The 21,969-nt window shown below is 61.1% G+C and carries 22 protein-coding genes; 16 read left to right on the forward strand and 6 right to left on the reverse strand.

What is annotated here, in order from left to right; translation table 11 throughout:
- The first annotated feature begins 51 nt into the window (after positions 1-51).
- Complete coding sequence (locus RW095_RS27065; protein WP_317021890.1) at positions 52-978, forward strand: CysB family HTH-type transcriptional regulator; 927 nt, start codon at positions 52-54, stop codon at positions 976-978.
- A gap of 75 nt (positions 979-1,053) precedes the next feature.
- Entirely contained in the window at positions 1,054-2,085 is a 1,032-nt protein-coding gene (locus RW095_RS27070; protein WP_317021891.1) for an asparaginase, read from the forward strand.
- Between the two features lie 124 nt (positions 2,086-2,209).
- Here the strand turns inward: RW095_RS27070 and lysM are convergent, their stop codons facing one another.
- The 4 genes from lysM to gcl form a co-directional block, all read right to left on the reverse strand.
- Positions 2,210-2,707, reverse strand: a complete 498-nt coding sequence (gene lysM / locus RW095_RS27075) for a peptidoglycan-binding protein LysM (protein WP_317021892.1) — start codon at positions 2,705-2,707, stop codon at positions 2,210-2,212.
- A gap of 588 nt (positions 2,708-3,295) precedes the next feature.
- Positions 3,296-4,204 (reverse strand): 2-hydroxy-3-oxopropionate reductase, encoded by a 909-nt coding sequence (locus tag RW095_RS27080; protein WP_317021893.1) that lies wholly within the window; start codon positions 4,202-4,204, stop codon positions 3,296-3,298.
- Positions 4,205-4,309: 105 nt separating this feature from the next.
- Positions 4,310-5,119, reverse strand: coding sequence for a hydroxypyruvate isomerase (gene hyi, locus RW095_RS27085; protein WP_317022695.1), 810 nt, complete (start codon positions 5,117-5,119; stop codon positions 4,310-4,312).
- 95 nt (positions 5,120-5,214) lie between these two features.
- The gene (gene gcl, locus RW095_RS27090; RefSeq protein ID WP_317021894.1) at positions 5,215-6,990 is read right to left on the reverse strand and encodes a glyoxylate carboligase; all 1,776 of its coding nucleotides are present in this window, start codon (positions 6,988-6,990) and stop codon (positions 5,215-5,217) included.
- A 156-nt stretch (positions 6,991-7,146) separates the two neighbouring features.
- Here gcl and RW095_RS27095 point away from each other — a divergent pair, with 156 nt between their 5' ends.
- The 8 genes from RW095_RS27095 (at position 7,147) to RW095_RS27130 (ending at position 13,248) form a co-directional block, all read left to right on the forward strand.
- Positions 7,147-8,061 carry a LysR family transcriptional regulator gene (locus RW095_RS27095; protein WP_317021895.1) on the forward strand — a complete coding sequence of 305 codons (915 nt, stop codon included), beginning with the start codon at positions 7,147-7,149 and terminating at the stop codon, positions 8,059-8,061.
- A 368-nt stretch (positions 8,062-8,429) separates the two neighbouring features.
- Entirely contained in the window at positions 8,430-8,804 is a 375-nt protein-coding gene (gene rpsF, locus RW095_RS27100; RefSeq protein WP_006048823.1) for a 30S ribosomal protein S6, read from the forward strand.
- A gap of 50 nt (positions 8,805-8,854) precedes the next feature.
- Positions 8,855-9,154, forward strand: coding sequence for a primosomal replication protein N (gene priB, locus RW095_RS27105; RefSeq protein WP_317021896.1), 300 nt, complete (start codon positions 8,855-8,857; stop codon positions 9,152-9,154).
- 2 nt (positions 9,155-9,156) lie between these two features.
- Positions 9,157-9,432 (forward strand): 30S ribosomal protein S18, encoded by a 276-nt coding sequence (gene rpsR / locus RW095_RS27110; RefSeq protein WP_006048825.1) that lies wholly within the window; start codon positions 9,157-9,159, stop codon positions 9,430-9,432.
- A 27-nt stretch (positions 9,433-9,459) separates the two neighbouring features.
- The gene (gene rplI, locus RW095_RS27115) at positions 9,460-9,912 is read left to right on the forward strand and encodes a 50S ribosomal protein L9 (RefSeq protein ID WP_128594933.1); all 453 of its coding nucleotides are present in this window, start codon (positions 9,460-9,462) and stop codon (positions 9,910-9,912) included.
- A 165-nt stretch (positions 9,913-10,077) separates the two neighbouring features.
- Positions 10,078-11,463, forward strand: a complete 1,386-nt coding sequence (locus RW095_RS27120) for a replicative DNA helicase (protein WP_020065810.1) — start codon at positions 10,078-10,080, stop codon at positions 11,461-11,463.
- Positions 11,464-11,611: 148 nt separating this feature from the next.
- The gene (locus tag RW095_RS27125; protein ID WP_027798850.1) at positions 11,612-12,238 is read left to right on the forward strand and encodes a DUF47 domain-containing protein; all 627 of its coding nucleotides are present in this window, start codon (positions 11,612-11,614) and stop codon (positions 12,236-12,238) included.
- Entirely contained in the window at positions 12,238-13,248 is a 1,011-nt protein-coding gene (locus RW095_RS27130; RefSeq protein ID WP_128586509.1) for an inorganic phosphate transporter, read from the forward strand. Before RW095_RS27125 ends, RW095_RS27130 begins: the two co-directional genes overlap by 1 nt.
- A gap of 86 nt (positions 13,249-13,334) precedes the next feature.
- Here the strand turns inward: RW095_RS27130 and RW095_RS27135 are convergent, their stop codons facing one another.
- Complete coding sequence (locus RW095_RS27135) at positions 13,335-14,141, reverse strand: SDR family NAD(P)-dependent oxidoreductase (protein WP_317021897.1); 807 nt, start codon at positions 14,139-14,141, stop codon at positions 13,335-13,337.
- Positions 14,142-14,460: 319 nt separating this feature from the next.
- Between RW095_RS27135 and RW095_RS27140 the strand changes: the two genes are divergently transcribed.
- From RW095_RS27140 to rfaD, 6 genes are read left to right on the forward strand one after another with little or no spacing between them, the layout of a single operon-like run.
- Positions 14,461-15,243, forward strand: a complete 783-nt coding sequence (locus RW095_RS27140) for an ABC transporter permease (RefSeq protein ID WP_317021898.1) — start codon at positions 14,461-14,463, stop codon at positions 15,241-15,243.
- A 4-nt stretch (positions 15,244-15,247) separates the two neighbouring features.
- Entirely contained in the window at positions 15,248-16,012 is a 765-nt protein-coding gene (locus tag RW095_RS27145) for an ABC transporter ATP-binding protein (RefSeq protein WP_317021899.1), read from the forward strand.
- On the forward strand, positions 16,009-17,385 hold the full coding sequence (locus RW095_RS27150) for a glycosyltransferase family 9 protein (protein ID WP_317021900.1): 1,377 nt from the start codon (positions 16,009-16,011) through the stop codon (positions 17,383-17,385). Before RW095_RS27145 ends, RW095_RS27150 begins: the two co-directional genes overlap by 4 nt.
- The gene (locus tag RW095_RS27155; protein WP_317021901.1) at positions 17,375-18,598 is read left to right on the forward strand and encodes an acyltransferase family protein; all 1,224 of its coding nucleotides are present in this window, start codon (positions 17,375-17,377) and stop codon (positions 18,596-18,598) included. Before RW095_RS27150 ends, RW095_RS27155 begins: the two co-directional genes overlap by 11 nt.
- A 59-nt stretch (positions 18,599-18,657) precedes the next feature.
- Complete coding sequence (gene rfaE1, locus RW095_RS27160; RefSeq protein ID WP_317021902.1) at positions 18,658-19,584, forward strand: D-glycero-beta-D-manno-heptose-7-phosphate kinase; 927 nt, start codon at positions 18,658-18,660, stop codon at positions 19,582-19,584.
- Positions 19,577-20,593, forward strand: a complete 1,017-nt coding sequence (rfaD, locus tag RW095_RS27165; protein ID WP_317021903.1) for an ADP-glyceromanno-heptose 6-epimerase — start codon at positions 19,577-19,579, stop codon at positions 20,591-20,593. The genes rfaE1 and rfaD overlap by 8 nt, the downstream gene beginning before the upstream one ends.
- Before the next feature lie 79 nt (positions 20,594-20,672).
- Here rfaD and RW095_RS27170 read toward each other — a convergent pair whose 3' ends face one another.
- Complete coding sequence (locus tag RW095_RS27170; RefSeq protein ID WP_317021904.1) at positions 20,673-21,902, reverse strand: C40 family peptidase; 1,230 nt, start codon at positions 21,900-21,902, stop codon at positions 20,673-20,675.
- Positions 21,903-21,969 lie beyond the last annotated feature (67 nt).

Here is a 21,969-nt window from a genome sequence, read left to right on the forward strand (position 1 = left end):
GAACTCAAATAACTCGAATAACTCAACTCTCGCTGAACCGGACACTTCAAGATGAACTTCCAGCAATTGCGCTTCGTGCGCGAGGCCGTGCGTCAGAACATGAACCTGACCGAAGTGGCGAACGTGCTGTACACGTCGCAGTCGGGCGTATCGAAACAGATCAAGGATCTCGAGGACGAACTCGGCGTCGACATTTTCATTCGACGCGGAAAGCGGCTCACAGGTCTCACGGAGCCGGGCAAGGCGGTGCATCAACTGATCGAGCGGATGCTGCTGGACGCGGAGAATTTGCGGCGTGTCGCGCGCCAGTACGCGGATCAGGACAACGGCCATCTGGTGGTGGCGACCACGCACACGCAGGCGCGCTACGCGCTGCCGAAGGTGATCCGTCAATTCACCGAGGTTTTTCCGAAGGTGCATCTGGCGCTGCGCCAGGGGAGCCCGCAACAGATCGCGCAGATGATCATCAACGGCGAGGCGGATATCGGCATTTCGACGGAAGCGCTCGACCGTTTCCCCGACATCGTCACGTTTCCGTGCTATTCGTGGCATCACGTCGTGGTCGTGCCGAAGGATCATCCGCTCGTCGGCCGCCCCAATCTGACTCTGGATGAAATCGCCGAATTTCCGATCGTCACGTATGACCAGGACTTCACGGGCCGCTCGCATATCGACCAGGCGTTCGCGAAAGCAGGGGCGCTGCCCGACGTGGTGCTGACCGCGATCGACGCCGACGTGATCAAGACCTATGTCGAGCTCGGCATGGGTATCGGCGTGGTCGCGGCAATGGCCTACGATCCGAAGCGCGACACCGAACTGGTCGCGCTCGACACGCAACACCTGTTCGAGGCGAGCACGACCCGGGTCGGCTTGCGCAAGGGCGCGTTTTTGCGCGCGTATGCGTACCGGTTGATCGAGATGTTCGCGCCGCAATTGACCGAGGCGGAAATCGCCGCGCAGTTGCGCGAGGCAGTGTGAAGCGCTAACTGCGAAGCTTCTGTGGCCGGTTCAAAGGCGCGCGACGGCGGCGCATCATCGCTTACAATCGCCGCCATGAACCCACAGACCTCTTCTTCCTCTTCCAGCGCCGCGGCGCCGCTGCCGCGCGTCGCCGTGCTCGCCACCGGCGGCACGATTGCCGGCGCGGCCGCGGACGCCACCAATACGTCGGGGTACCAGGCCGGCGTGGTCGGCGTCGAGCAATTGCTGGCCGTGGTGCCGGCGTTGTCGACGGTGGCCCGCATCGCGCCGGAGCAGATTGCGAGCGTCGACAGCAAGGACATGGCGATGCCGCTGTGGACCACGCTCGCGCAACGCATCAACGCGCTGCTTGCCGCCGACGACATCGACGGCGTGGTGGTCACGCACGGCACCGATACGCTCGAAGAAACGGCGTATCTGCTGCATCTGACTATCAAGTCCGACAAACCGGTGGTGCTGACAGCCGCAATGCGGCCCGCGTCCGCGTTGTCCGCCGATGGACCGCTCAATCTGCTGAACGCCGTGACCGTCGCGGCGAATGCGGGCGCGCGCGGACAGGGCGTTCTGGTTGCATTCAACAACAAGATTCATAGTGCGCGTGACGTGGTCAAGACGAGCACCTATGCGGTCGATGCATTCCAGTCGCCCGAAGTCGGGGCGCTTGGCTGGGTGCAGGACGGGCGCGTCGAGTTTCAGCGCAGCGTGGTACGTCCGCACACGCTTTCGACTGAATTCGTGATCGGCGCGAATTGGCCACATGTGGAAATCGTCGCGAGCTATGCCGGCGTGTCGCGCATTGCCGTCGATGCGCTCGTGACAGCCGGCGTGCGCGGCATCGTCGTTGCGGGCACGGGTAATGGTTCGATTCACGCGTCGCTTGCGCAGGCTCTGGCCGATGCCGCTTCGCAGGGCGTCGCGGTAGTGCGTTCGTCGCGTGTGGGCTCAGGGCATGTGATGCGCAATGGCGCAGCCGCCGACGATGCACTCGGCTTTGTCAGCGCCGGCTCGCTCAATCCGTACAAGGCGCGTGTGCTGCTGATGCTGGCATTGGCCGCAGGCGGCGCGGGACCGGTCGCTTTGCAAAAAGCGTTCGATACCTACTGACGCCTCGCGGCGTTCAACAAAAGTTGTCGAATGAAAAACGCGGCGCTCGATTGACGACTTCGAGCGCCGCGTTGTCTTTTACCGCAGTTTTTTTTGCCCGCGCAATGCGGGCATTTGCAACCGGTTATTGCGCAGCCGGAATCACCAGCACCTGGCCGGGATAGATCTTGTCCGGGCTTTTAAGCATCGGCGTATTGGCCTGGAAGATCACGTCGTTTTTAGCGCCGCTGCCGTAGTACTTCTCGGCGATCTTCCACAGGTTGTCGCCCGGCACGACCGTGTGGAACTGCGTGGGTGCCGCGGCGGGCGCGGTCACGCTCAGTTGGTCGTCGACCTTGTCGACGTTCTGCACATTGCCGGCTGCCACGAGGATCTTGTCCTTGGTTGGCTGGTCGGCGGCTTCGCCCGATACGGTGACCGTGTGGCTCGTGCCGTCGTAGGTCACCTGCAGACTGATTGCGTCCAGTCCCTGGCTGCGGATGTAAGTGGCGATCGCGTCGCCCGCGGTCTTGTTCAGCGCGGCGAGGTCCGGTGCGGCGGGGGCGGATTCGGCCTTGGCCGGCGTGGACGCGGCGCTGAACAATTTTTCGCCGGCTTCCTTGATGAAACTGAGAATACCCATCGATCACACTCCTCATGTTGGTACGCAAGCATGCATTGCGTACAGGTTAAGCACTCGTTGCGATGCATGGGGCCATGGAGCGCTCCAGAACGGAGCAAGCCGCCCAACGCGCATGCCGTGATAAAGCGGGACGAGCGACCGCATGCATGCAATGACTCACGAGTGTAGGAGAAAGCGGGTGACGAAGTGTCAAGAAAGGTAGGAAAGAGGGCACCAAGTTGCAAGCAAATGCAAACGTGCGTGCATCCTGGCGGCGCATGAGCGAGCGCGCTGCGCGAGTGAGTGGCGGAAAAAGCCTGAAGATGAATCCGACAGCCGGACACCCGACGACGACGTCTGACCGACCAAGGCTTCCCCGGCGCCGCCGGGTGCCGCTGCGGACCCCACTTTGCCGCTCTCAGCCCAGAGCGGCACGATTTGCCCGTTCCGCCGCGATGCCGCGCGACGAACCGGGCGCCCCACTTGCGATTGCCGTGGCGTTGACGAGGCAACATCCGCGGCAATCGGTATTACTGAGCTATCCGCGCTTCTCCATGCATGCGGCCGTTGTTGTTGCTGATCCGCAAGCCGCGAAGAAACGCCGCAGGATCAAGCTGCCTTCGCTTCGCTGTCCGGCGCTTGCGCGACTTCGTAATTCGCCATGATTTCGAGTGCGCGAACCATCGCCGAGTGATCCCATGCCTTGCCGCCGTTCGCCGCGCACACGCTGAACAATTGCTGCGCGCTCGCGGTGTGCGGCAGCGCGATGCCGAGCTTGCGCGCGCCGTCGAGTGCGAGGTTCAGATCCTTCTGATGCAGTTCGATCCGAAAGCCCGGATTGAACGTGCGCTTCGTCATGCGCTCGCCGTGCACTTCCAGGATGCGCGATGAAGCGAAGCCGCCCATCAACGCCTTGCGCACACGTTCCGGATCGGCGCCCGAGCGCGATGCGAACAGCAGCGCTTCGGCCACCGCCTCGATGTTCAGCGCCACGATGATCTGGTTCGCGACCTTGCACGTCTGACCCGCGCCGTTGTCGCCGATCAGGGAGATGTTCTTGCCCATCAGTTCGAACAGCGGCTTTGCCTGCGCAAAGGCTTTTTCCGGGCCGCCCACCATGATCGTGAGCGTTGCCTCGCGTGCACCGACTTCGCCGCCGGACACGGGCGCGTCGAGATAGTCGACGCCGAGCGCATTGATCTTCTTTGCGAACGCCTGAGTATCGAGCGGCGAGATCGAGCTCATGTCGATCACGAGCTTGCCTGCCGTGAGGCCGGAGGCAACGCCGTCGTCGGCGAATAGAACGTTGGCTACGTCAGGCGTGTCGGGCACCATGATGATGACGATGTCGGCGGCTTGCGCGACAGCGGTCGAGTTGGACACCACGTTCGTGCTCTTGCCCAGATCTTCGGGCACCGGATACGCGCCGTTCACGAACAGTGTGTGACCGCCCTTGATGAGGTTGCGCGCCATATGCGCGCCCATGATGCCGAGCCCGATGAAACCGATCTTTGCCATGTGTCTGAATCTCCAGTGTTTCCAGTGTTGTTTGCGGTCCCTTGACGGGAGCTCTTGCGAGGCGTCACGCGCCTGATCTGTCCGATGCGGAGTTCAGTGCATCGTTCAAGCTGCGGCGTGCGCGGCGCCGCGCCTTTGCCCGGCCACGCTCTGCACCCAGCACAAGCCGGCAGTGGTGTTCGTGCGTGGCTTGTATTCGCAGCCGACGTAGCCGTCGTAGCCGATCGAGTCGAGCAGCTCGAACAGGAACGGGTAGTTGATTTCGCCGGTACCGGGTTCGTTGCGCCCCGGGTTGTCGGCTAGCTGGATATGCGCGATTTGCGGCAGATTCTTTTTGATCGTTGCCGCGAGTTCGCCTTCCATCCGTTGCATGTGATAGATGTCGTATTGCAGGAACAGATTGTCCGAGCCCACCGCGCGAATCACGTCGAGGCCTTCGCTCGAACGGTTCAATGCGAAGCCCGGAATGTCGTAGGAATTGCACGGCTCGACTAGCAGCCTGATACCGGCCTTCTTCAATTCACCCGCTGCAAAACGCAGGTTATCGACAATGGTCGCGCGCGCCTTGTCGGCATCGACGCCCGCAGTCGGAATGCCGACGAGGCAATTCAATTGCGGCACCTTCAGCGCGCTCGCGTATTCGATCGCGCGGCCCACGCCTTCCTGGAACTCGCTCACGCGATCGGGCAGGCAGGCAATGCCACGCTCGCCGGCTTCCCAGTTACCCGCGGGCAGGTTGTGCAGCACGAGCTTCAGCCGGTTCTGCTGAAGACGCTCGCTCAATTCGGCGATTCGATAGGGATACGGAAACAGGAATTCGACGGCGTTAAAGCCCGCGTCAGCTGCGGCCGCGAAGCGGTCGAGGAACGGAACTTCGTTGAAAAGCATCGTGAGATTCGCTGCGAATTTGGGCATGGTGCTCAGGTCTCTTTGGTCGGTCATTGAAAAACTTCATAGCGCGATTGCAATGCAGTCGGTGCAATCGCGCCCCCGCGATCGGGTGGTAAAGCTCAGTCGAGAATGCTGAGCGCAGTCGGCGCGTCTTCACGCGTCACGGCGAGTTCCTCGAACTCGTTGATCGCGTCGATCTCCGCGCCCATCGAGATGTTGGTCACGCGTTCGAGAATCACTTCGACGACCACAGGCACGTTGAACTCGGAGAGCATCGACTGCGCTCTTTGCAGCGCCGGTTTGAGTTCTTCCGGCTTGAACACGCGAATCGCCTTGCAGCCGAGACCTTCGGCCACCGCGACGTGATCCACGCCATAGCCGTTGGTCTCCGGCGAGTTGATGTTCTCGAAGCCGAGCTGCACGCAGAAGTCCATGTCGAATGCGCGCTGCGCCTGGCGGATCAAGCCGAGGTACGAGTTGTTCACGACCACATGCACGTACGGCAGCTTGAATTGCGCGCCGGCCGCGAGTTCTTCGATCATGAACTGGAAGTCGTAGTCGCCTGAGAGCGCGACGATCGGCCGTTGTGGATCTGCTGCACGCACACCGAGCGCAGCCGGAATCGTCCAGCCGAGCGGGCCGGCCTGGCCGCAGTTGATCCAGTTGCGTGCCTTGTAGACATGCAGAAACTGTGCGCCGGCGATCTGCGAAAGGCCGATCGTGCTCACGTAGCACGTGTCGCGGCCGAACACCTGGTTCATTTCTTCGTAGACGCGCTGCGGCTTCATCGGCACGTTGTCGAAGTGTGTCTTGCGATGCATGGTCTGCTTGCGTTGCTGGCAATCGGCGACCCATGCGCTGCGGTCCTTCAGCTTGCCTGCGGCTTTCCATTCGCTGGCGACTTCGACGAACAGTTCGAGCGCGGCCTTCGCGTCCGACACGATGCCGAGGTCCGGACCGAACACGCGGCCGATTTGCGTCGGCTCGATGTCCACGTGCACGAACTTGCGGCCCTTCGTATAAACGTCGATGCTGCCCGTGTGACGGTTCGCCCAGCGGTTGCCGATGCCGAGCACGAAGTCGGATGCAAGCATCGTCGCGTTGCCGTAACGGTGCGAGGTTTGCAGGCCGACCATGCCGGCCATCAGCGGATGGTCGTCGGGAATCGCGCCCCACGACATCAGCGTCGGAATCACCGGCACACCGACGGTTTCGGCGAAGGTTACGAGCAGATCCTCGGCGGCTGCGTTCAGCACGCCGCCACCGGAGACGATCAGCGGCTTCTCGGAATCGTTGAGCAGCGTGAGCGCGGCTTCGATCTGCTTGCGAGTTGCCTTCGGTTTGTAGACCGGCAGCGGTTCGTACGTATCGATGTCGAATTCGATTTCAGCGACCTGCACGTCGATCGGCAAGTCGACCAGCACCGGTCCCGGGCGGCCCGAGCGCATCAGATGGAAAGCCTGCTGGAACACGCGCGGCACGAGCGCCGGCTCGCGCACGGTCACGGCCCACTTGGTGACGGGCTTCGCAATCGATTCGATGTCGACGGCCTGGAAGTCTTCCTTGTACAGGCGCGCGCGGGGCGCTTGTCCCGTGATAGCCAGAATAGGGATCGAGTCGGCCTGAGCGGAGTACAAACCGGTGATCATGTCGGTGCCGGCGGGACCCGACGTGCCGATGCACACGCCGATATTGCCGGGCTGCGCGCGGGTATAGCCTTCGGCCATGTGCGAAGCGCCCTCGACATGGCGCGCGAGCACGTGGCTGATGTTGCCCGCGCGGCGCATGGCCGAGTAGAACGGGTTGATCGCTGCTCCCGGCACGCCGAACGCGGTGTCGATACCTTCTTTTTCGAGCACCAGCACGGCGGCGTCGACGGCTCTCATCTTGGCCATGAATGTCTCCTCAATGTTTGGAAATTGGCGAATAAGGCTCTTGAACGCACTTTAGGCTCGACCTAAAGGTTTGATAAGATCAGTCCGCGTCGCTTATTCCGAAACAAAAAGTATGGAATGCGGGCACAAGCAGTGTTCGCCCGCAAGGAGACCGCCATGGATCGCTTCAAGCAGATTGAAACCTTCGTGCGCGTCGCGGACGCGGGTAGCCTTGCGGCCGCGGCTCTGGAGGAGGGCGTGTCGCCGGTGATCCTCGGGCGGCGCATCGACGCTCTCGAAAAGCGCCTCGGTGTGAAGCTGATGTATCGCTCGACGCGGCGGCTCGTGGTCAGCGAGGACGGCGCAGCCTTTCTGGAGCGCTGCCGCGGACTATTGACCGAATGGGACCAAGCCGAGAACGAATTGAGCGCCGGACGCCGCGCGGTGAACGGCCATCTGATCGTGTCGGCGCCGGCTGCGTTCGGCCGCAAGCATGTCGCGCCGCTCGCGCCGGCGTTTGTCGCCGACAAGCCGGAATTGCAGGTGTCGTTCAACCTGACCGACCGCGTCGTGGATCTGGTGCGCGAGGGCTATGACCTGTCGATACGCATCGGCGGCGCGGTCGATCCGAACTTCGTCGCGGTGAAGCTCGCGTCGAACCGGCGCGTGGTGTGCGGCACGCCCGATTACTTCCGCCGGCACGGCAAGCCCAAAACGCTCGAAGACCTGCCGCGGCACAACTGTCTTGCGTTCAATCTGCAAGGCGGCCAGAACCGCGGCTGGTATTTTCGCCGCAACGGCAAGCTCGTCACGGTGCGGGTGGGGGGCACGCTCGATTGCAACGACGGCGAACTTTTGCACCGCTGGGTATCCGAAGGGCTCGGACTCGGCTGGCGGTCCACTTGGGAAATCCAGCAGCAACTCGTACGCGGCGAACTGGAAACGGTGCTCGACGAATTCGCGCTGCCCGACTACGACATTCTCGCGGTCTACCCGCAGCAGCGCTACGTGCCGGCCAAGGTGCGCTATTTCATCGATTATCTGAAAGAGATTTACGCAAGCGAGGATTACTGGAACCGGCCGGCGTATTAGTGGGCTGACACACAGTGGGCTGACACACAGTGGGCTGACACACGCGAGCATGGCCGAGTACAGCGCTCGGATGCTACCGCGCCTTGGCCGGACGGGGCTTGAGGCTTGGAGCGGGCCCGCGGAGCGGGGGTGGGGGCGCGTTTGCGAGCGGCCCAGCGCGCATGGCGGGTAAATTCGAGCGGTCTTGGCTCATGCGGCGCGTGCAACGAGGACGCTAAATCGTTCAAAAACAAGCCCGAATCACGCCTTCGGACGATGCAATGCCTTGCAGCCCGTCCCCAATCAGGCTACAATCTTTGGCTTCTCACTTGCCACACCGGTTCGACGCCCGGGTGGCTTCTATCCAAAAGTCAGCACAAGGAGTGTGTATGCGTCATTATGAAATCGTCTTTATCGTGCATCCCGATCAGAGCGAGCAGGTGCCCGCCATGATCGAGCGTTACAAGAGCACGATCACGTCGCACGGTGGCCAGATCCACCGTATCGAAGACTGGGGCCGTCGCCAACTGGCCTACATGATCGAGAAACTCGCGAAGGCTCACTACGTCTGCATGAACATCGAATGCGACCAGACCACGCTCGACGAGCTGGAACACGCGTTCAAGTTCAACGACGCCGTTCTGCGTCACCTCATCGTCAAGATGAAGAAAGCCGAAACCGGCCCTTCGCCGATGATGAAGGAAGTGCAGCGCGAAGAAGCCAAGAAGTCGGCTGCTACGCAACCGTCCGAAGCGCAGGCTTAAGACACACTATTTAAGCTACCAGACCAGGCGTCGCCCTTGCCAAAGGCTTCATGAACCGGCTGCAGCTCACAGCCAGCGTCGTCGAACGCGAACCGGTGCGGTACACCCCCGCCGGCGTTCCGATTGCCAGCTGCACGTTGCAGCACCGCACGGAAGTCGTCGAAGCCGGTATTGCCCGGCAAGTCGAACTGACCATGCAGGCGGTAGCCGCAGGCGAGGCGAGCGGTAGGCTGGAAAGCTGTCCGATGGGCGTGGAAACGCTCTTCACAGGCTTCCTGGCAAAAAAGCACCGCAACGCAAGAACTCTGGTATTTCACATCACAGCATTGCAGGACATTGGAAAGGACTGAACATGCCCCGCCCGACTGGTAAGAAATTCGACAAGCGTCGTCAGCAACAAAATCCGCTCTTCAAGCGTAAGAAGTTCTGCCGTTTCACGGCTGCTGGCGTCGAATACATCGACTACAAAGACATCGAAACGCTGAAAGACTTCATCGGCGAAAACGGCAAGATCACGCCGGCGCGTCTCACGGGTACGAAGTCGCACTATCAACGCCAGCTGGACACGGCTATCAAGCGCGCCCGTTTCCTCGCGCTCGTGCCGTACACCGACCAGCACAAGGCCTAACCCGACGACGCGATAAGGAGCATCCGAATGCAAATCATTCTTCTGGAAAAAGTCGTCAATCTGGGCAACCTGGGCGATATCGTGAAGGTCAAGGACGGTTACGCACGTAACTTCCTGATCCCGAACAAGCAGGCTCGCCGTGCAACGAAGGAAGCGCTGGCCGAATTCGAAGTCCGCCGCGCTGAACTCGAAAAGACCGCAGCTGAAAAGCTGGCTGCTGCTCAAGCTCAAGGCGAAAAGCTGGCCGGTTCGACGGTTCAGATCGGCCAGAAGGCCGGTGTGGACGGCCGTCTGTTCGGCTCGGTGACGAACGCCGACATCGCCGAAGCACTGGGCAAGCAAGGCTTCGCGGTTGAAAAGGCGCAAGTTCGCCTGCCGGAAGGCCCGCTGAAGACGGTGGGCGACCACCCGGTTCAGGTTTCGCTGCACACCGACGTGGTTGTCGACGTGACGGTGTCGGTACTCGGCGAGCACGTTTAAGCCGAGCGCGTCTGAATCGACCGCATCAAGCATCAGATAGTATTGGCCAGGTTGTTGCTGGCTGAGGGCAGGGGCCGGGCAACCGGCCCTTGCCTTTTTTGTGCCCGTTATTTTTTGCTCGTTCCGCTGGCCGCGGTCGCCTGATTTCCACGATAATTCCTCTCCATGAACGCACCGTCCAAAGATCCCCAACTCGAGTCGCTGAAAGTCCCGCCGCATTCGATCGAGGCCGAGCAATCGGTGCTGGGCGGGTTGTTGTTGGACAACGCGGCATGGGACCGGATTGCCGATTTCCTGTCGCAAAGCGATTTCTATCGCTACGACCACCGCATCATCTACGAGCACATCGGCAAGCTCATCGCAGCGACGCGCCCGGCCGACGTCATTACCGTTTACGAAGCGCTCGGAACGTCGGGCAAGGCCGAAGAGGTCGGTGGCCTTGCGTATCTGAACGCACTCGCGCAGAACACGCCGAGCGCGGCGAATATCCGGCGCTACGCGGAAATCGTGCGCGACCGCGCGGTGCTGCGCCGGCTGGTTTCCGTTGCCGACGAAATCTCGGCCGACGCCTTCAATCCCCAAGGCAAGGAAGTCCGGCAATTGCTGGACGAGGCGGAATCGAAGGTGTTTTCGATTGCGGAAGACGGCGCGCGTGGCACGCAAGGCTTTCTGGAAATCGGGCCGCTGCTGACTCAGGTCGTCGAGCGGATCGACACGCTGTATCACACCGCGAATCCGAGCGACGTGACCGGCACGCCGACCGGTTTTGTCGACCTTGACCGCATGACATCGGGCATGCACGGCGGCGAGTTGATCATTGTTGCGGGACGTCCGTCGATGGGTAAGACGGCGTTTTCGATGAACATCGGCGAGTACGTTGCGGTCGAATACGGCTTGCCGGTCGCTGTGTTCTCAATGGAAATGCCGGGCTCGCAGCTCACCATGCGTATGCTCGGCTCGGTCGGCCGCCTCGATCAACACCGCATGCGAACCGGACGTCTGACCGACGAGGATTGGCCGAAGCTCACGCACGCCGTGCAAAAAATGAGCGAGGCGCAGATTTTCATCGACGAAACCGGTGGTCTGAACCCGATGGAACTGCGCTCGCGCGCGCGGCGGCTCTCGCGGCAGTGCGGCAAGCTCGGGCTCATCATCATCGACTACCTGCAGCTGATGAGCGGATCGTCGTCGGGTGAAAACCGCGCCACCGAAATCTCGGAAATCTCGCGATCGCTCAAGAGCCTCGCGAAGGAACTGGACGTGCCGGTCATCGCTTTGTCGCAGCTCAACCGCGGTCTGGAACAACGTCCGAACAAGCGGCCGATCATGTCGGATCTGCGGGAATCGGGCGCTATCGAGCAGGACGCCGACGTGATCCTGTTTATTTACCGCGACGAAGTGTATAACCCCGACAGCCAGGACAAAGGCACGGCGGAAATCATTATCGGCAAGCAGCGGAATGGCCCGATCGGGCCGGTTCGGCTCACGTTCCACGGCCAATACACGAAGTTCGACAACTTTGCGGGCGCGCAGAATTTTTACGGCGATTAATCGCGAATAGCGGCGGCGCGACCGGAAAATCGCGCAAACGCAATAGCCGCTGTTGTAACCGCGCTTTGCAAAGTGCTACATCGGGCCCGCAACGGTACAATATGGCGGTTTTATGTCAGCCATTATGTGACCAATTTTCGGGATCCCAATGTTCGGTCGATTCATGCCCACCGAGGGCAAGTTCTTTGATATTTTCAATGCGCACGCACAGTGCATCGTCTCGGCGAGCCGCGAACTCGAGCTGCTGATCGACAATCTGCAAGACGCCGAAACTCATAAGCAAAACGTGCAAAAAGCCGAGAAGGCTGCAGACAAACTCACGCACGAAACCATCGACCTGCTGCACAAGACCTTCATCACGCCGCTCGACCGCGATGAGATCCACAAGCTGATCACCACGATGGACGACATCCTCGACCTGATGGAGGACGTCGCCACCGCTATTTCCCTTTACGACGTCCAGTCGGTCACTTCCGAGGCGAGCCAGCTTGCGCACATCTGCACGGCGACGTCCGAGCGGGTGCAATTCGCCGTCAGCCTGTTGTCGGACATGAAGCAGGCGAGCCAGATTCTGAAGGCGTGCGAGGAAATCGATCGCCTCGAGTCCGAGGCCGACCGGGTGCTGCGCTCGGCCATGTCCAAGCTTTTCCGCGAAGAAGACAACGTCAAAACCCTGATCAAGCTCAAAGCCATTTACGAATTGCTCGAAACGATCACGGACAAGTGTGAAGACGTAGCAAACATCATCGAAGGCATCGTGCTGGAAAACGCATAATGCAATCGATACAACTTGCTATCTGGGTCGTCGCCGGCCTGGTCGCCGTCGCGCTCGTTTTCGACTTCATGAACGGTTTTCACGACGCGGCCAACTCGATTGCCACCGTCGTCTCGACGGGTGTGCTCAAGCCGCAACAGGCGGTCGCGTTCGCCGCGGCGTTCAACGTCGTCGCATATTTCGTGTTTCACCTGAAAGTGGCCGCGACTGTCGGCAAGGGCACGATAGACCCCGGCATCGTCGATCATTACGTGATTTTCGGCGCCCTGGTGGGCGCGATCGGCTGGAATGTGATCACGTGGCACTACGGCATTCCGTCGAGTTCCTCGCACGCACTGATCGGCGGGCTCGTCGGCTCGGCGCTTGCCAAGTCGGGCTGGGGTTCGCTCAACCTCGACGGGTTGCTGAAGACGGTGGCGTTTATTTTCATTTCGCCGCTGCTCGGGTTCGTGCTCGGTTCGTTTTTCATGCTGGCTGTGTCGTGGATCTATTTCCGTACGCCGCCGAGCAAGGTCGACCGGCGCTTCCGGCGTCTGCAACTCGTGTCGGCCGGTCTGTACAGCCTCGGCCACGGCGGTAACGACGCGCAGAAAACCATCGGCATCATCTGGATGCTGCTGATCGCGACCGGCTATGCATCGTCGATCGCGGAGGCGCCGCCGCTGTGGGTGATCGGCGGCTGCTATCTGTCGATGGGGGTTGGCACGTTGTTCGGCGGCTGGCGAATCGTCCGTACCATGGGTCAGAAAATTACCAAGCTCAAGCCCGTTGGCGGTTTTTGTGCCGAATCTGGCGGGGCGATCACGTTGTTCACCGCTTCCTGGCTCGGTATTCCAGTGTCCACCACGCATACGATCACCGGCGCGATCGTCGGCGTGGGCGCGACGCAGAAACTGAGCGCGGTCCGTTGGGGCGTGGCCGGCAACATCGTCTGGGCGTGGATTCTGACGATTCCGGCGTCAGCGGCGCTCGCCGCCGCCGCCTGGTGGCTCGGTCACCGCTTGCTGTAACACTACAGGCTGTGGGGCGGGCGGCAAGACCGTTCGCTCCGCAACCGCAATGCTGCGCTACAGCCTCGACAAACAGCGCGCATCGCTCAGATCAGCGGCGCGCTGCCTCCATCCATCGGGACGATCGCGCCCGTCACATAGCTTGCGCGGCGGCTTGCCAGAAACAGCGCGACATCTGCAATTTCCTCCGGTTTTGCGTAACGCCCAAGCGGTACCTTGGCCTGTCCACGCGCGAGCGCTTCGGCGCTCTGAATGCCTTGTTGCGTTGCTTCGAGCATGACGGCTTCTTCGACGCGCTCGGTAAGCGTCGCACCCGGATTGATCGCGTTGATCCGGATGCCGTAGCGCGCGTAATAGTGGGCGAGGCCGACCGTGGCCAGCATCAGTGCAGCGTTGGCGGCACCGCCGGCGATATGGATATCGCTCGCGATCTTCCCGCCCATGCCGATGATGTTGACGATCGTGCCGGGCTCGCCAGGATTGCCGCTTTTCGCGCGCTCGGCCATGCGGCGCAGCACTTCCTGCTGCGGGTAGATGTAAGGGAAATATTTGGCTTCCATCGTGGCGCGGAACGCATCCGCATCGAGCGTTTCGGGGTCGTAGCGGCGCGCCGCGCCGGCGCTGTTGACCAGCACGTCGATCGGGCCGACGGCCGTGCTGACTTCCTCCACGATGTCGGCGGCGCTATGCGGCTCATGGAGATCGGCGCGTGTGCGGTGCACATGCAAGCCTTCCTGCTTCAACTGTTCGTAGGCGCGCGCAAGATTCGCGGGATCACGCGAAACGATTGCCACCTTCGCGCCTTCCAGCGCGAAAGCCCGGGCGCACGCGAAGCCGATTCCCTTGCTGCCGCCCGTGATCAGCACCACTTTGTCTTTCAGCCCGAGATCCATTGTCGCCACCCGTTCGGAAGAATATCGATGACGATAGCAGATCGGCGGCCAACGTGTGCTGACGGAGCCGCGATTGCGGACCGCGCTTGAGAGCGCGTCAATCGGATGAATCCGATTGATGTGGTGTGTTGTGTGGAAACGTCAGGCCGCGTCGGCTGACCATCTCATTTATGAGAATGTCCGCGCGTTTGGCCCGTACCGCTTGTTCGTCGATCGCGACTATTAATTAAGGATAGCGAATTATAAGAAGCGGGTTGGTGCATCATTTGACTTGCCCGCAGCGTTTTTGTCCTGACACACCATCTACTTGAAGCAACGCATGCCGCTCGTCTTACTTCGTGATTTTTTCCCGGCTCTCGGGCGTTGGCGTTTGTGGTCCTTGCTAGCCTGGCTCGACATCCGCCAACGCTACGCGCGTTCAGCCCTAGGCCCCTTCTGGATCACACTCAGCATGGGTGTGATGGTGGGCTCGCTCGGCGTAGTCTACGGCACGCTTTTCGGACAACCTATGACGGGTTATTTGCCGCTCGTCGGCACCGGTTTCGTGGTGTGGGGGCTGATCGCCGGAGTATTGAACGATTCTTGCGGCGCTTACATTAACAACGCCAACTACATCCGGCAGAGCGATGCAAGCCTTTGGACCTATATCTTCCAGGTGTTGTGCCGGCAACTCATCATGTTTGGGCACAACTTCGTGATCGTACTGGTCCTCGTTGCCGTCTTCGGCGTCGATCACGCCCAGGCATTGATATGGTTTCCGCCCGGTCTCGTGCTGCTCATGCTCAACCTGACCTGGATGGCGCAAATCTTCGCGCTCTCGTCGGCTCGCTATCGCGATGTGCCGCAACTGGTGGCGGCCGTGGTGCAAATTCTTTTCTACATCACGCCGCTCATGTGGCGTCCCGGCATGCTGTCAAAGCACGCCTGGTTGATCACGTTCAATCCGTTTGCTGCGCTTGTCGACCTTGTGCGCTCGCCTCTGCTTGGACAAACGCCGGCAACGAATAGCTGGATGGGCGGCGTCTGTTGCGCGATCGTCGGCTGGCTGGCCGCGCTATGGATGTACTCGCGCGCGGCCGATCGCGTCGCCTATTGGGTTTGATCGCATGTCCGAGCTTCGAGCCTCAAAAATCACCGTCGAACTTCCTGTGTTCGAAGTGCAGGGCAGGTCGTTGCGCAAGCGCGTCGCAGCGCTTGGCAGGCGGAACGCGATGGCCGAGAGTGCCGAAGGCGCAGTCGTCGTGCGGGCGCTCAGCGATGTGAGCTTCCATCTCACGCGGGGGGACCGTCTTGGCTTGATCGGGCAGAACGGCGCGGGAAAAAGCACGTTGCTTCGGGTGCTGTCGGGCATCTACAAGCCGACCGCGGGCGTATTGGCCCGAACCGGGAAAACCGTTCCGCTGCTGGACATTACGCTGGGCCTCGACGAACACTCCACGGGCCGCCAGAACATTCGCTTGCGCGGCCTATTCCTTGGAATGCACCCCGAGTTGATCAGGGATCGGGAGGACGACATCGCAGCGTTCTCCGAACTTGGCGACTATCTCGACATGCCGGTTCGCACGTACTCCACCGGCATGCGTATGCGGCTGGCATTCTCCATTTCCATGGCGGTCCAGGCCGACATTCTCTTGCTCGACGAGGTGCTAGGCGTCGGCGACAGCGCTTTTCAGGAGAAGGCGAAGGCGAGGCTGCACGAGGTTGCCTCGGGATCGGGCATCGTCGTGCTGGCCCTGCATTCCAGTCCGGCCATTATGGAAATGTGCAACAAGGCGCTTTGGCTGGACCGAGGCAGCGTTCGCATGCTGGGAGATTCACATGAAGTGGTGCGCGCCTACGACGACTTCATGCACCCGAGACCTGCAGCATGAGCGCTGACTTACAGGCGATAAAGATTCGCCGTCTTCGCCACATCGACCTCAACAGTCAGCGCACTCCGTTGCTGGATCGTAGCGTTCGCCGTTACCGCGAACTTTCCGCGATCTACCCGCAGCCGCTTGTGGTCGGCTACTTCATGAATCGCGCTTTTGCCAAAGGCTGGTCGCTGGTCAAATCAAGACTGATTAAACCTATGAAATTGAGATTCTGGAAACGATCCGACCGTGCCCCCGAAGCCATCGGCGATCTCACGGGGCAGACGGTCTACGCCATTCGTATCACAGGAGGTCTGGGTGACGCGATCATCGTTGCGCGCCTCGCGCGCGACCTTCAGGCCATCCTCGGCAGCACAGCCAGCTTTGACGTGTATTTTCTCTCGCCCAAGACAATCGAGCCGTTCTTCAAGGGCATTGCTGGCTTCCGCGAAAGCATCCATATCGACGCATTTCCGACAGCCGGCCCGCACTACACTTTCTCGCTGATCGCTAATCAGTTCGTCACGTTCCTGAACGAGCACCTGAAGTATCGTGCACTGCTGAGCAGCAATCCTAAGGTTATTAGCCTGTTCGGCCACGTGCAGGCAGCTCGTAAGGAGATCGAGCGGTACATCGCCGCGCATCCGTCTCTCGACGGCTCGTTCGCCGACCTGGCTGTGCGCCAGGGCCACACGCGCAACACCTATCTGCACGAGATGCTCGGTATCAGCTACGGGGGCGACGCCTTGGACATCGGCGCGAACCCGAAAGCTTGCGAGGAGTTTGGCCTGACGCCGGGCAATTACATCACCGTGCACGACGGATGGGACACCAAGTTCAAGCTGGTCGCGCATCGCCCGACCAAGGCGTTGCCAGTGCAGAGCTGGATCGACATCGTGCGACAACTCAAGGCAGCCCGCCCGGATCTGTCCATCGTGCAGTTGGGCGGCAAGACGGGCGACGACATCCCCGGCGTGGACATCAATCTCAAGAACAAGCTGAGCTTCGCACAGTCGGCCTCCATTCTCGCGGGGGCCGCTTTGCACGTGGACACCGAATCAGGTCTCGTGCACATAGGTGCAACGCTCGGAGTCAGAAGCGTGGTGATGTTCGGGCCAACCAATGTGAAGTGGTTTGGTTACCCGCAAAACGCCAACATAGCGCCAACGCAATGCGGTAACTGCTGGTGGTCAACAGACTCATGGATGGATTTTTGTCCCGCTGGACATGAACGTCCTACCTGCATGGGCAGCATCGATCCGCTGAAGGTCGTATCGCAGGCATTGCGATTGTTGGACGAGCAGCCAGTGAGTAAGCTCGACAATCCGGCCTTGGGCGCGGCTCGTCCTGTAAGTGCGGCAGTGATGCAAGGGCAAGCTTATGCGGGGTGAAAACCTGGCAACGGTATTCGGCGGCAAGCGCAACGACGACATCGAGATTCTTCGCGGCGTGGCTATCGTGTTCGTGGTTGCGGACCATCTACTTGGGTTCTGGAATATCGAAGGGCTGCAGTCGGCATTGAGTGATTATGTGTCGTTATGGGGCGGCGTCGATCTCTTTTTCGCAATCTCCGGATTTGTCATCACGCAATCCCTCCTTCGTTCCCTGACCGGTCTTCAATCGGTTCAGGACAGAGTCAGGACATTGGTTTCGTTCTGGATCAAGCGCGTCTGGCGCTTGTGGCCAGCGGCGTGGCTCTGGCTTGTCCTGCCGTTCGTGATTGCATTGATGGCAATGCCGGAGATGCGTCATGACGCCAACCTGCGAGCGAACGTGTCGTTCCTGTTCGGCGGAATTCTTAACGTGGTCAACATCCAGCAGTGGGCTTATTGGCACCACCACGGCATGCAATCGCTTTCTGCCAGCCCATATTGGAGTCTTTCTCTCGAAGAGCAGTTTTATCTGCTATGCGCGCCGCTTCTTCTGTTCGTGCCGCGCAAATGGGTTATCGCGCTTCTCGTGTTCGCGATTGCGGTTCAGTTTCCAATTGCCCGTATTGCCAATAGCGACGATCTGGCGTGGTTCATTCGTAGCGACGCATTCGCGTGGGGCGTGTTGCTGTCGCTGTTCGCTTCGAACCGTGTACTCATGTCGCTGGTCGAGCCGACATTGTTGCGGTCTGGCTGGTTCGCGTTGCCGTTTGTGGTTTTCTTACTTGCAAGCGTCGCAGTGATGCCGCAACTCATGTACGCGTTGCCTTTCGGCGTTGGACTCATGGCTGCACTGTCCGGGTTGCTGGTCTTTATCGCAAGCTACGACAAAGGCTACCTCGGCTTGCACGGATGCATTGCGAGGTTGCTTTCGTGGGTCGGCGACAGGTCGTATGCAATCTATCTTGTCAATGGGCCAGTCATTGCGTTGGGGCTTCGCCTCTCGCCATTCAGTGGTATGGACCGCGCGAACACAACAGACCTGCTGCTCCTCACCGGCGTTTTTTTGAGTTGCACACTGGTCCTGGCCGAACTGACCTATCGACTGATCGAAGTGCCGGCCCGTCTGCATGGCCGCAAGCTTGCCAGGGCGTATGGCCAGGCCGCATCAGCGCGTGGCCGCTATGAACCGGCCGCTGCGGGCAACACGGCCCGTGAAGCCGAGAGCGGTTGACCGCATTCTGCTCGCCACGTTTTCAAACGTCGTAAAACACTATCTCAAGGAATTCTGAAGTGAGTCTAGATTGCTCATCGGCTTCCGTCATCGTCGCCGGTGACGTAATGCTGGATCGCTACTGGTTTGGAGACAGCACGCGTATTTCGCCGGAGGCACCCGTGCCCGTGGTTCACGTTCAGCGCACGCGAGACGTGGCTGGCGGCGCGGCCAATGTCGCCGTCAACACGGTGAACCTGGGTGTTCAGACCACGCTGTTGTCGGTCGTGGGCGACGATCAGGATGGGCGTGCTTTGCAGTCCTTGCTGGAATCCCGCAACGTTCACTGCGCGTTCCTCCGCGATCCGGCACTGCAAACCACCGTGAAGCTTCGCGTCATTTCACGCAACCAGCAAATCGTGCGCGCTGACTTCGAACAGCGTCCGGACCACGAGTTATTGTTTCCGCTAGTGGCCCAGTTCCGGGAGAAGCTGAAAACGTGCAAGACCGTCGTGTTCTCGGATTACGGCAAAGGCGGCCTCGCGCACTTACGCATGATGATGGGCGACGCGCGGGCCGCGAACGCAACCATTCTGATCGATCCGAAGGGGCCGGACTACTCGATATACCGCGGCGCAAGCGTCGTCACGCCGAACCGCGATGAATTCGCGCAGGCTGCGGGCAAGTGGAATGGCGAGTCGGACTTCGAGCGGCGCGCCTTCAAACTGCGCGACGAACTGGAGCTTGGAGCGTTGCTCGTTACCCGATCTGAGGAGGGCATGAGCCTCATTGTCGAGAACCGGCATGTTCGCATTCCCGCGCAGGCGCGCGAGGTCTACGACGTCTCCGGCGCGGGCGACACAGTGATTGCCACCATGGCCGCCGCGCTGGGTGCAGGCCATGACATGGAAAGTGCAGCACGGCTCGCTAATGCGGCCGCCGGTGTCGTAGTTGGGAAGATCGGCACCGCGCCCATCACACTCGAGGAGCTCAATCGGCATGTCTGAGCGCATTATCGTGACCGGTGCTGCCGGGTTTGTCGGCAGCAATATCGTGCGTGGGCTGAACGCGCGCGGCATAACGAACGTGATTGCCGTAGACAATCTAACGTCCGCTGACAAGTTCCACAACCTGGTCGATTTGCAGATCAGCGACTACAGCGACAAGTCCACGTTCTACGAGGCCTTCGCAAGCGGGCGCTTCGGCCATGTCGACGCGGTGTTTCACGAAGGCGCGTGCTCCGACACCATGCAGCACGACGGTCGCTACATGCTCGACAACAACTACGCGTCGAGCAAGACCTTGCTCGACGCCTGTATGGCGACAGGCACGCGGCTGTTCTACGCATCGAGTGCTGCCACTTATGGCGGCTCCAGCGGCTTCATCGAGCATCCTGCATTTGAACGGCCGTTGAACGTCTACGGTTACTCCAAGCTCCTGTTCGACCAGGTGGTGCGCCGCGCTTTGCCAGCGTCGCGCAGCCAGATTGCGGGGTTTCGCTACTTCAATGTCTATGGTCCCGGCGAGCAACATAAGGGGCGCATGGCATCGGTGGCCTATCACCACTTCAATCAGTTCCGGGCGGCCGGCAAGGTGCAACTGTTTGGCAGCTATGGCGGCTATGGCCCTGGTGAGCAGATGCGCGATTTCGTGTTCATCGACGACGTTGTCGCTGTCAATTTGTGGTTCTTCGATCATCCAGATCGAAGCGGCGTGTTCAACTTGGGATCCGGCCGCGCGCAGCCCTTCAACGACGTCGCGCTGAGCACGGTCAACGCGATCCGTGCGTCACAAAAGCTGGGCGCGTTGGGGCTGGATCGCATGGTCGCCGAGCGGCTGATCGAATACGTCGAGTTCCCGCGCGCGTTGCACGGCAAGTATCAGTGCTTTACTGAGGCGAATCTGAGCAACCTGCGGGCCGTGGGCTGCGATCATGTATTCGCCGACGTCGGAAAAGGGGTAAGCGCGTATGTCGAGCGACTGCTCGGTCTTGAAAAGGACGCGGCCACTTTGTGACCTGCCGGCAATGCCAATGATCCGTAGACGTCTGTCCGTGCGCGTGCGTCGCGGCGCACGCGCCAGGCACACCGGCTAGTTAGAAATTCCCGTTGGCGAACCGGGCGATCGGGTCGTCGTTGGTTTGCGAGGGGGCAGCGAGGCCTCGTGAGGCCGTCGAGGCTCGCATGATCCACACGCTGCCATTGTCGGCCGGTGCGGGCTCTGCCGCGTCTGCCTGCCGCGCCTGGCGTGCTTGACGTGCCGCGACCGAAGCGGGCGGTGGCGGCTCGAACGCATCGGCGGCGGCGTCGATTGCATCGGCTTCGCGCGCGGTTGCCGTTTGGGAAAGGGGCGGGGCACCTGCAGCGGCTTGCCGTTGAGCCGGTGCGCTGGCGCCGCCGTCATACCCACTTGCCTGAGCCGACAGAGCAGGCGTCGGCGATACCGCGCCTGCTGCTCGCGCCTGAATCTGCGCCGCGCTCATGCCAGGCGGGGGAGGTTCGAAGGGATCGGCCTGGGGCGCGCGCGCTACCGGCGTGGCCGCTAGGGCCGGCTCGGCCGCCGCAGTCGATGGCGCGCGCGGCTCCGCGCCGGCGCGAGCCGTTGCTTGGGAGGGCGACGAACCGGTGACATAGACGGAGGCTGCTCGGGTCACAGCCGATGGTGCATTCGCCGACGTCGCCTCGCCGCCGCCATATGCTGCGCTCGCCGCCTGTGCTACCGCACGCTCCGTCTGCGGCGCCGCTGCCTGATAATTAGGCGCGTCGAACGGTGCCGGCTTCGCGGCCGGTCCGGCCACGCGGCGAATGCCGTCGAAGCGCTTCGCCCAATACGGATTGGTCAAATAATCGAGCCGCACCGTGCCGCCCGTCGACGGTGCGTTGACAAAGCGTAGCTTGCCCACGTAGATACCCACGTGCGAGTGCGCGCGACCGGTCGTGTTGAAGAAAATCAGATCGCCCGGCGCGATCTCGTCTGGTTCGACCGATTCGCCGCGTCCGCTCATATCGGCGGTCGTGCGCGGCAAATTCACCGAAGCCGCGCGCGACACGACATAGCGAACCAGGCCGCTGCAATCGAAGCCGCTATCGGGCGTGTTGCCGCCCCAACGGTAGGGCACGCCGACGAGGCTCATCGCCTGAATAGAGATTTCCTCGCGGCCAATGCTGTGGTCGACAAAGTTGGGGAAACCGGGTGGTGGCGCGCGATACGCGCCGTTTGCGACGACAACCGCGCCTGACGAGCCGCGCGACGACGTCTTCTGCGGCGCGCCGGCACAGGCGGCGAGCAACAGCACGGTCAGCAGCGAGAACGCAAGTCGGCGCATGAAAGAGTAAAGCGGTAAACGCTCGTTTAAAGGCGGACGATGTCCGGATGGTAGCCGGTGAAACGCG

The sequence above is a fragment of the Paraburkholderia kirstenboschensis genome, assembly GCF_032806925.1.
Taxonomy (GTDB): Bacteria; Pseudomonadota; Gammaproteobacteria; order Burkholderiales; family Burkholderiaceae; genus Paraburkholderia; species Paraburkholderia kirstenboschensis.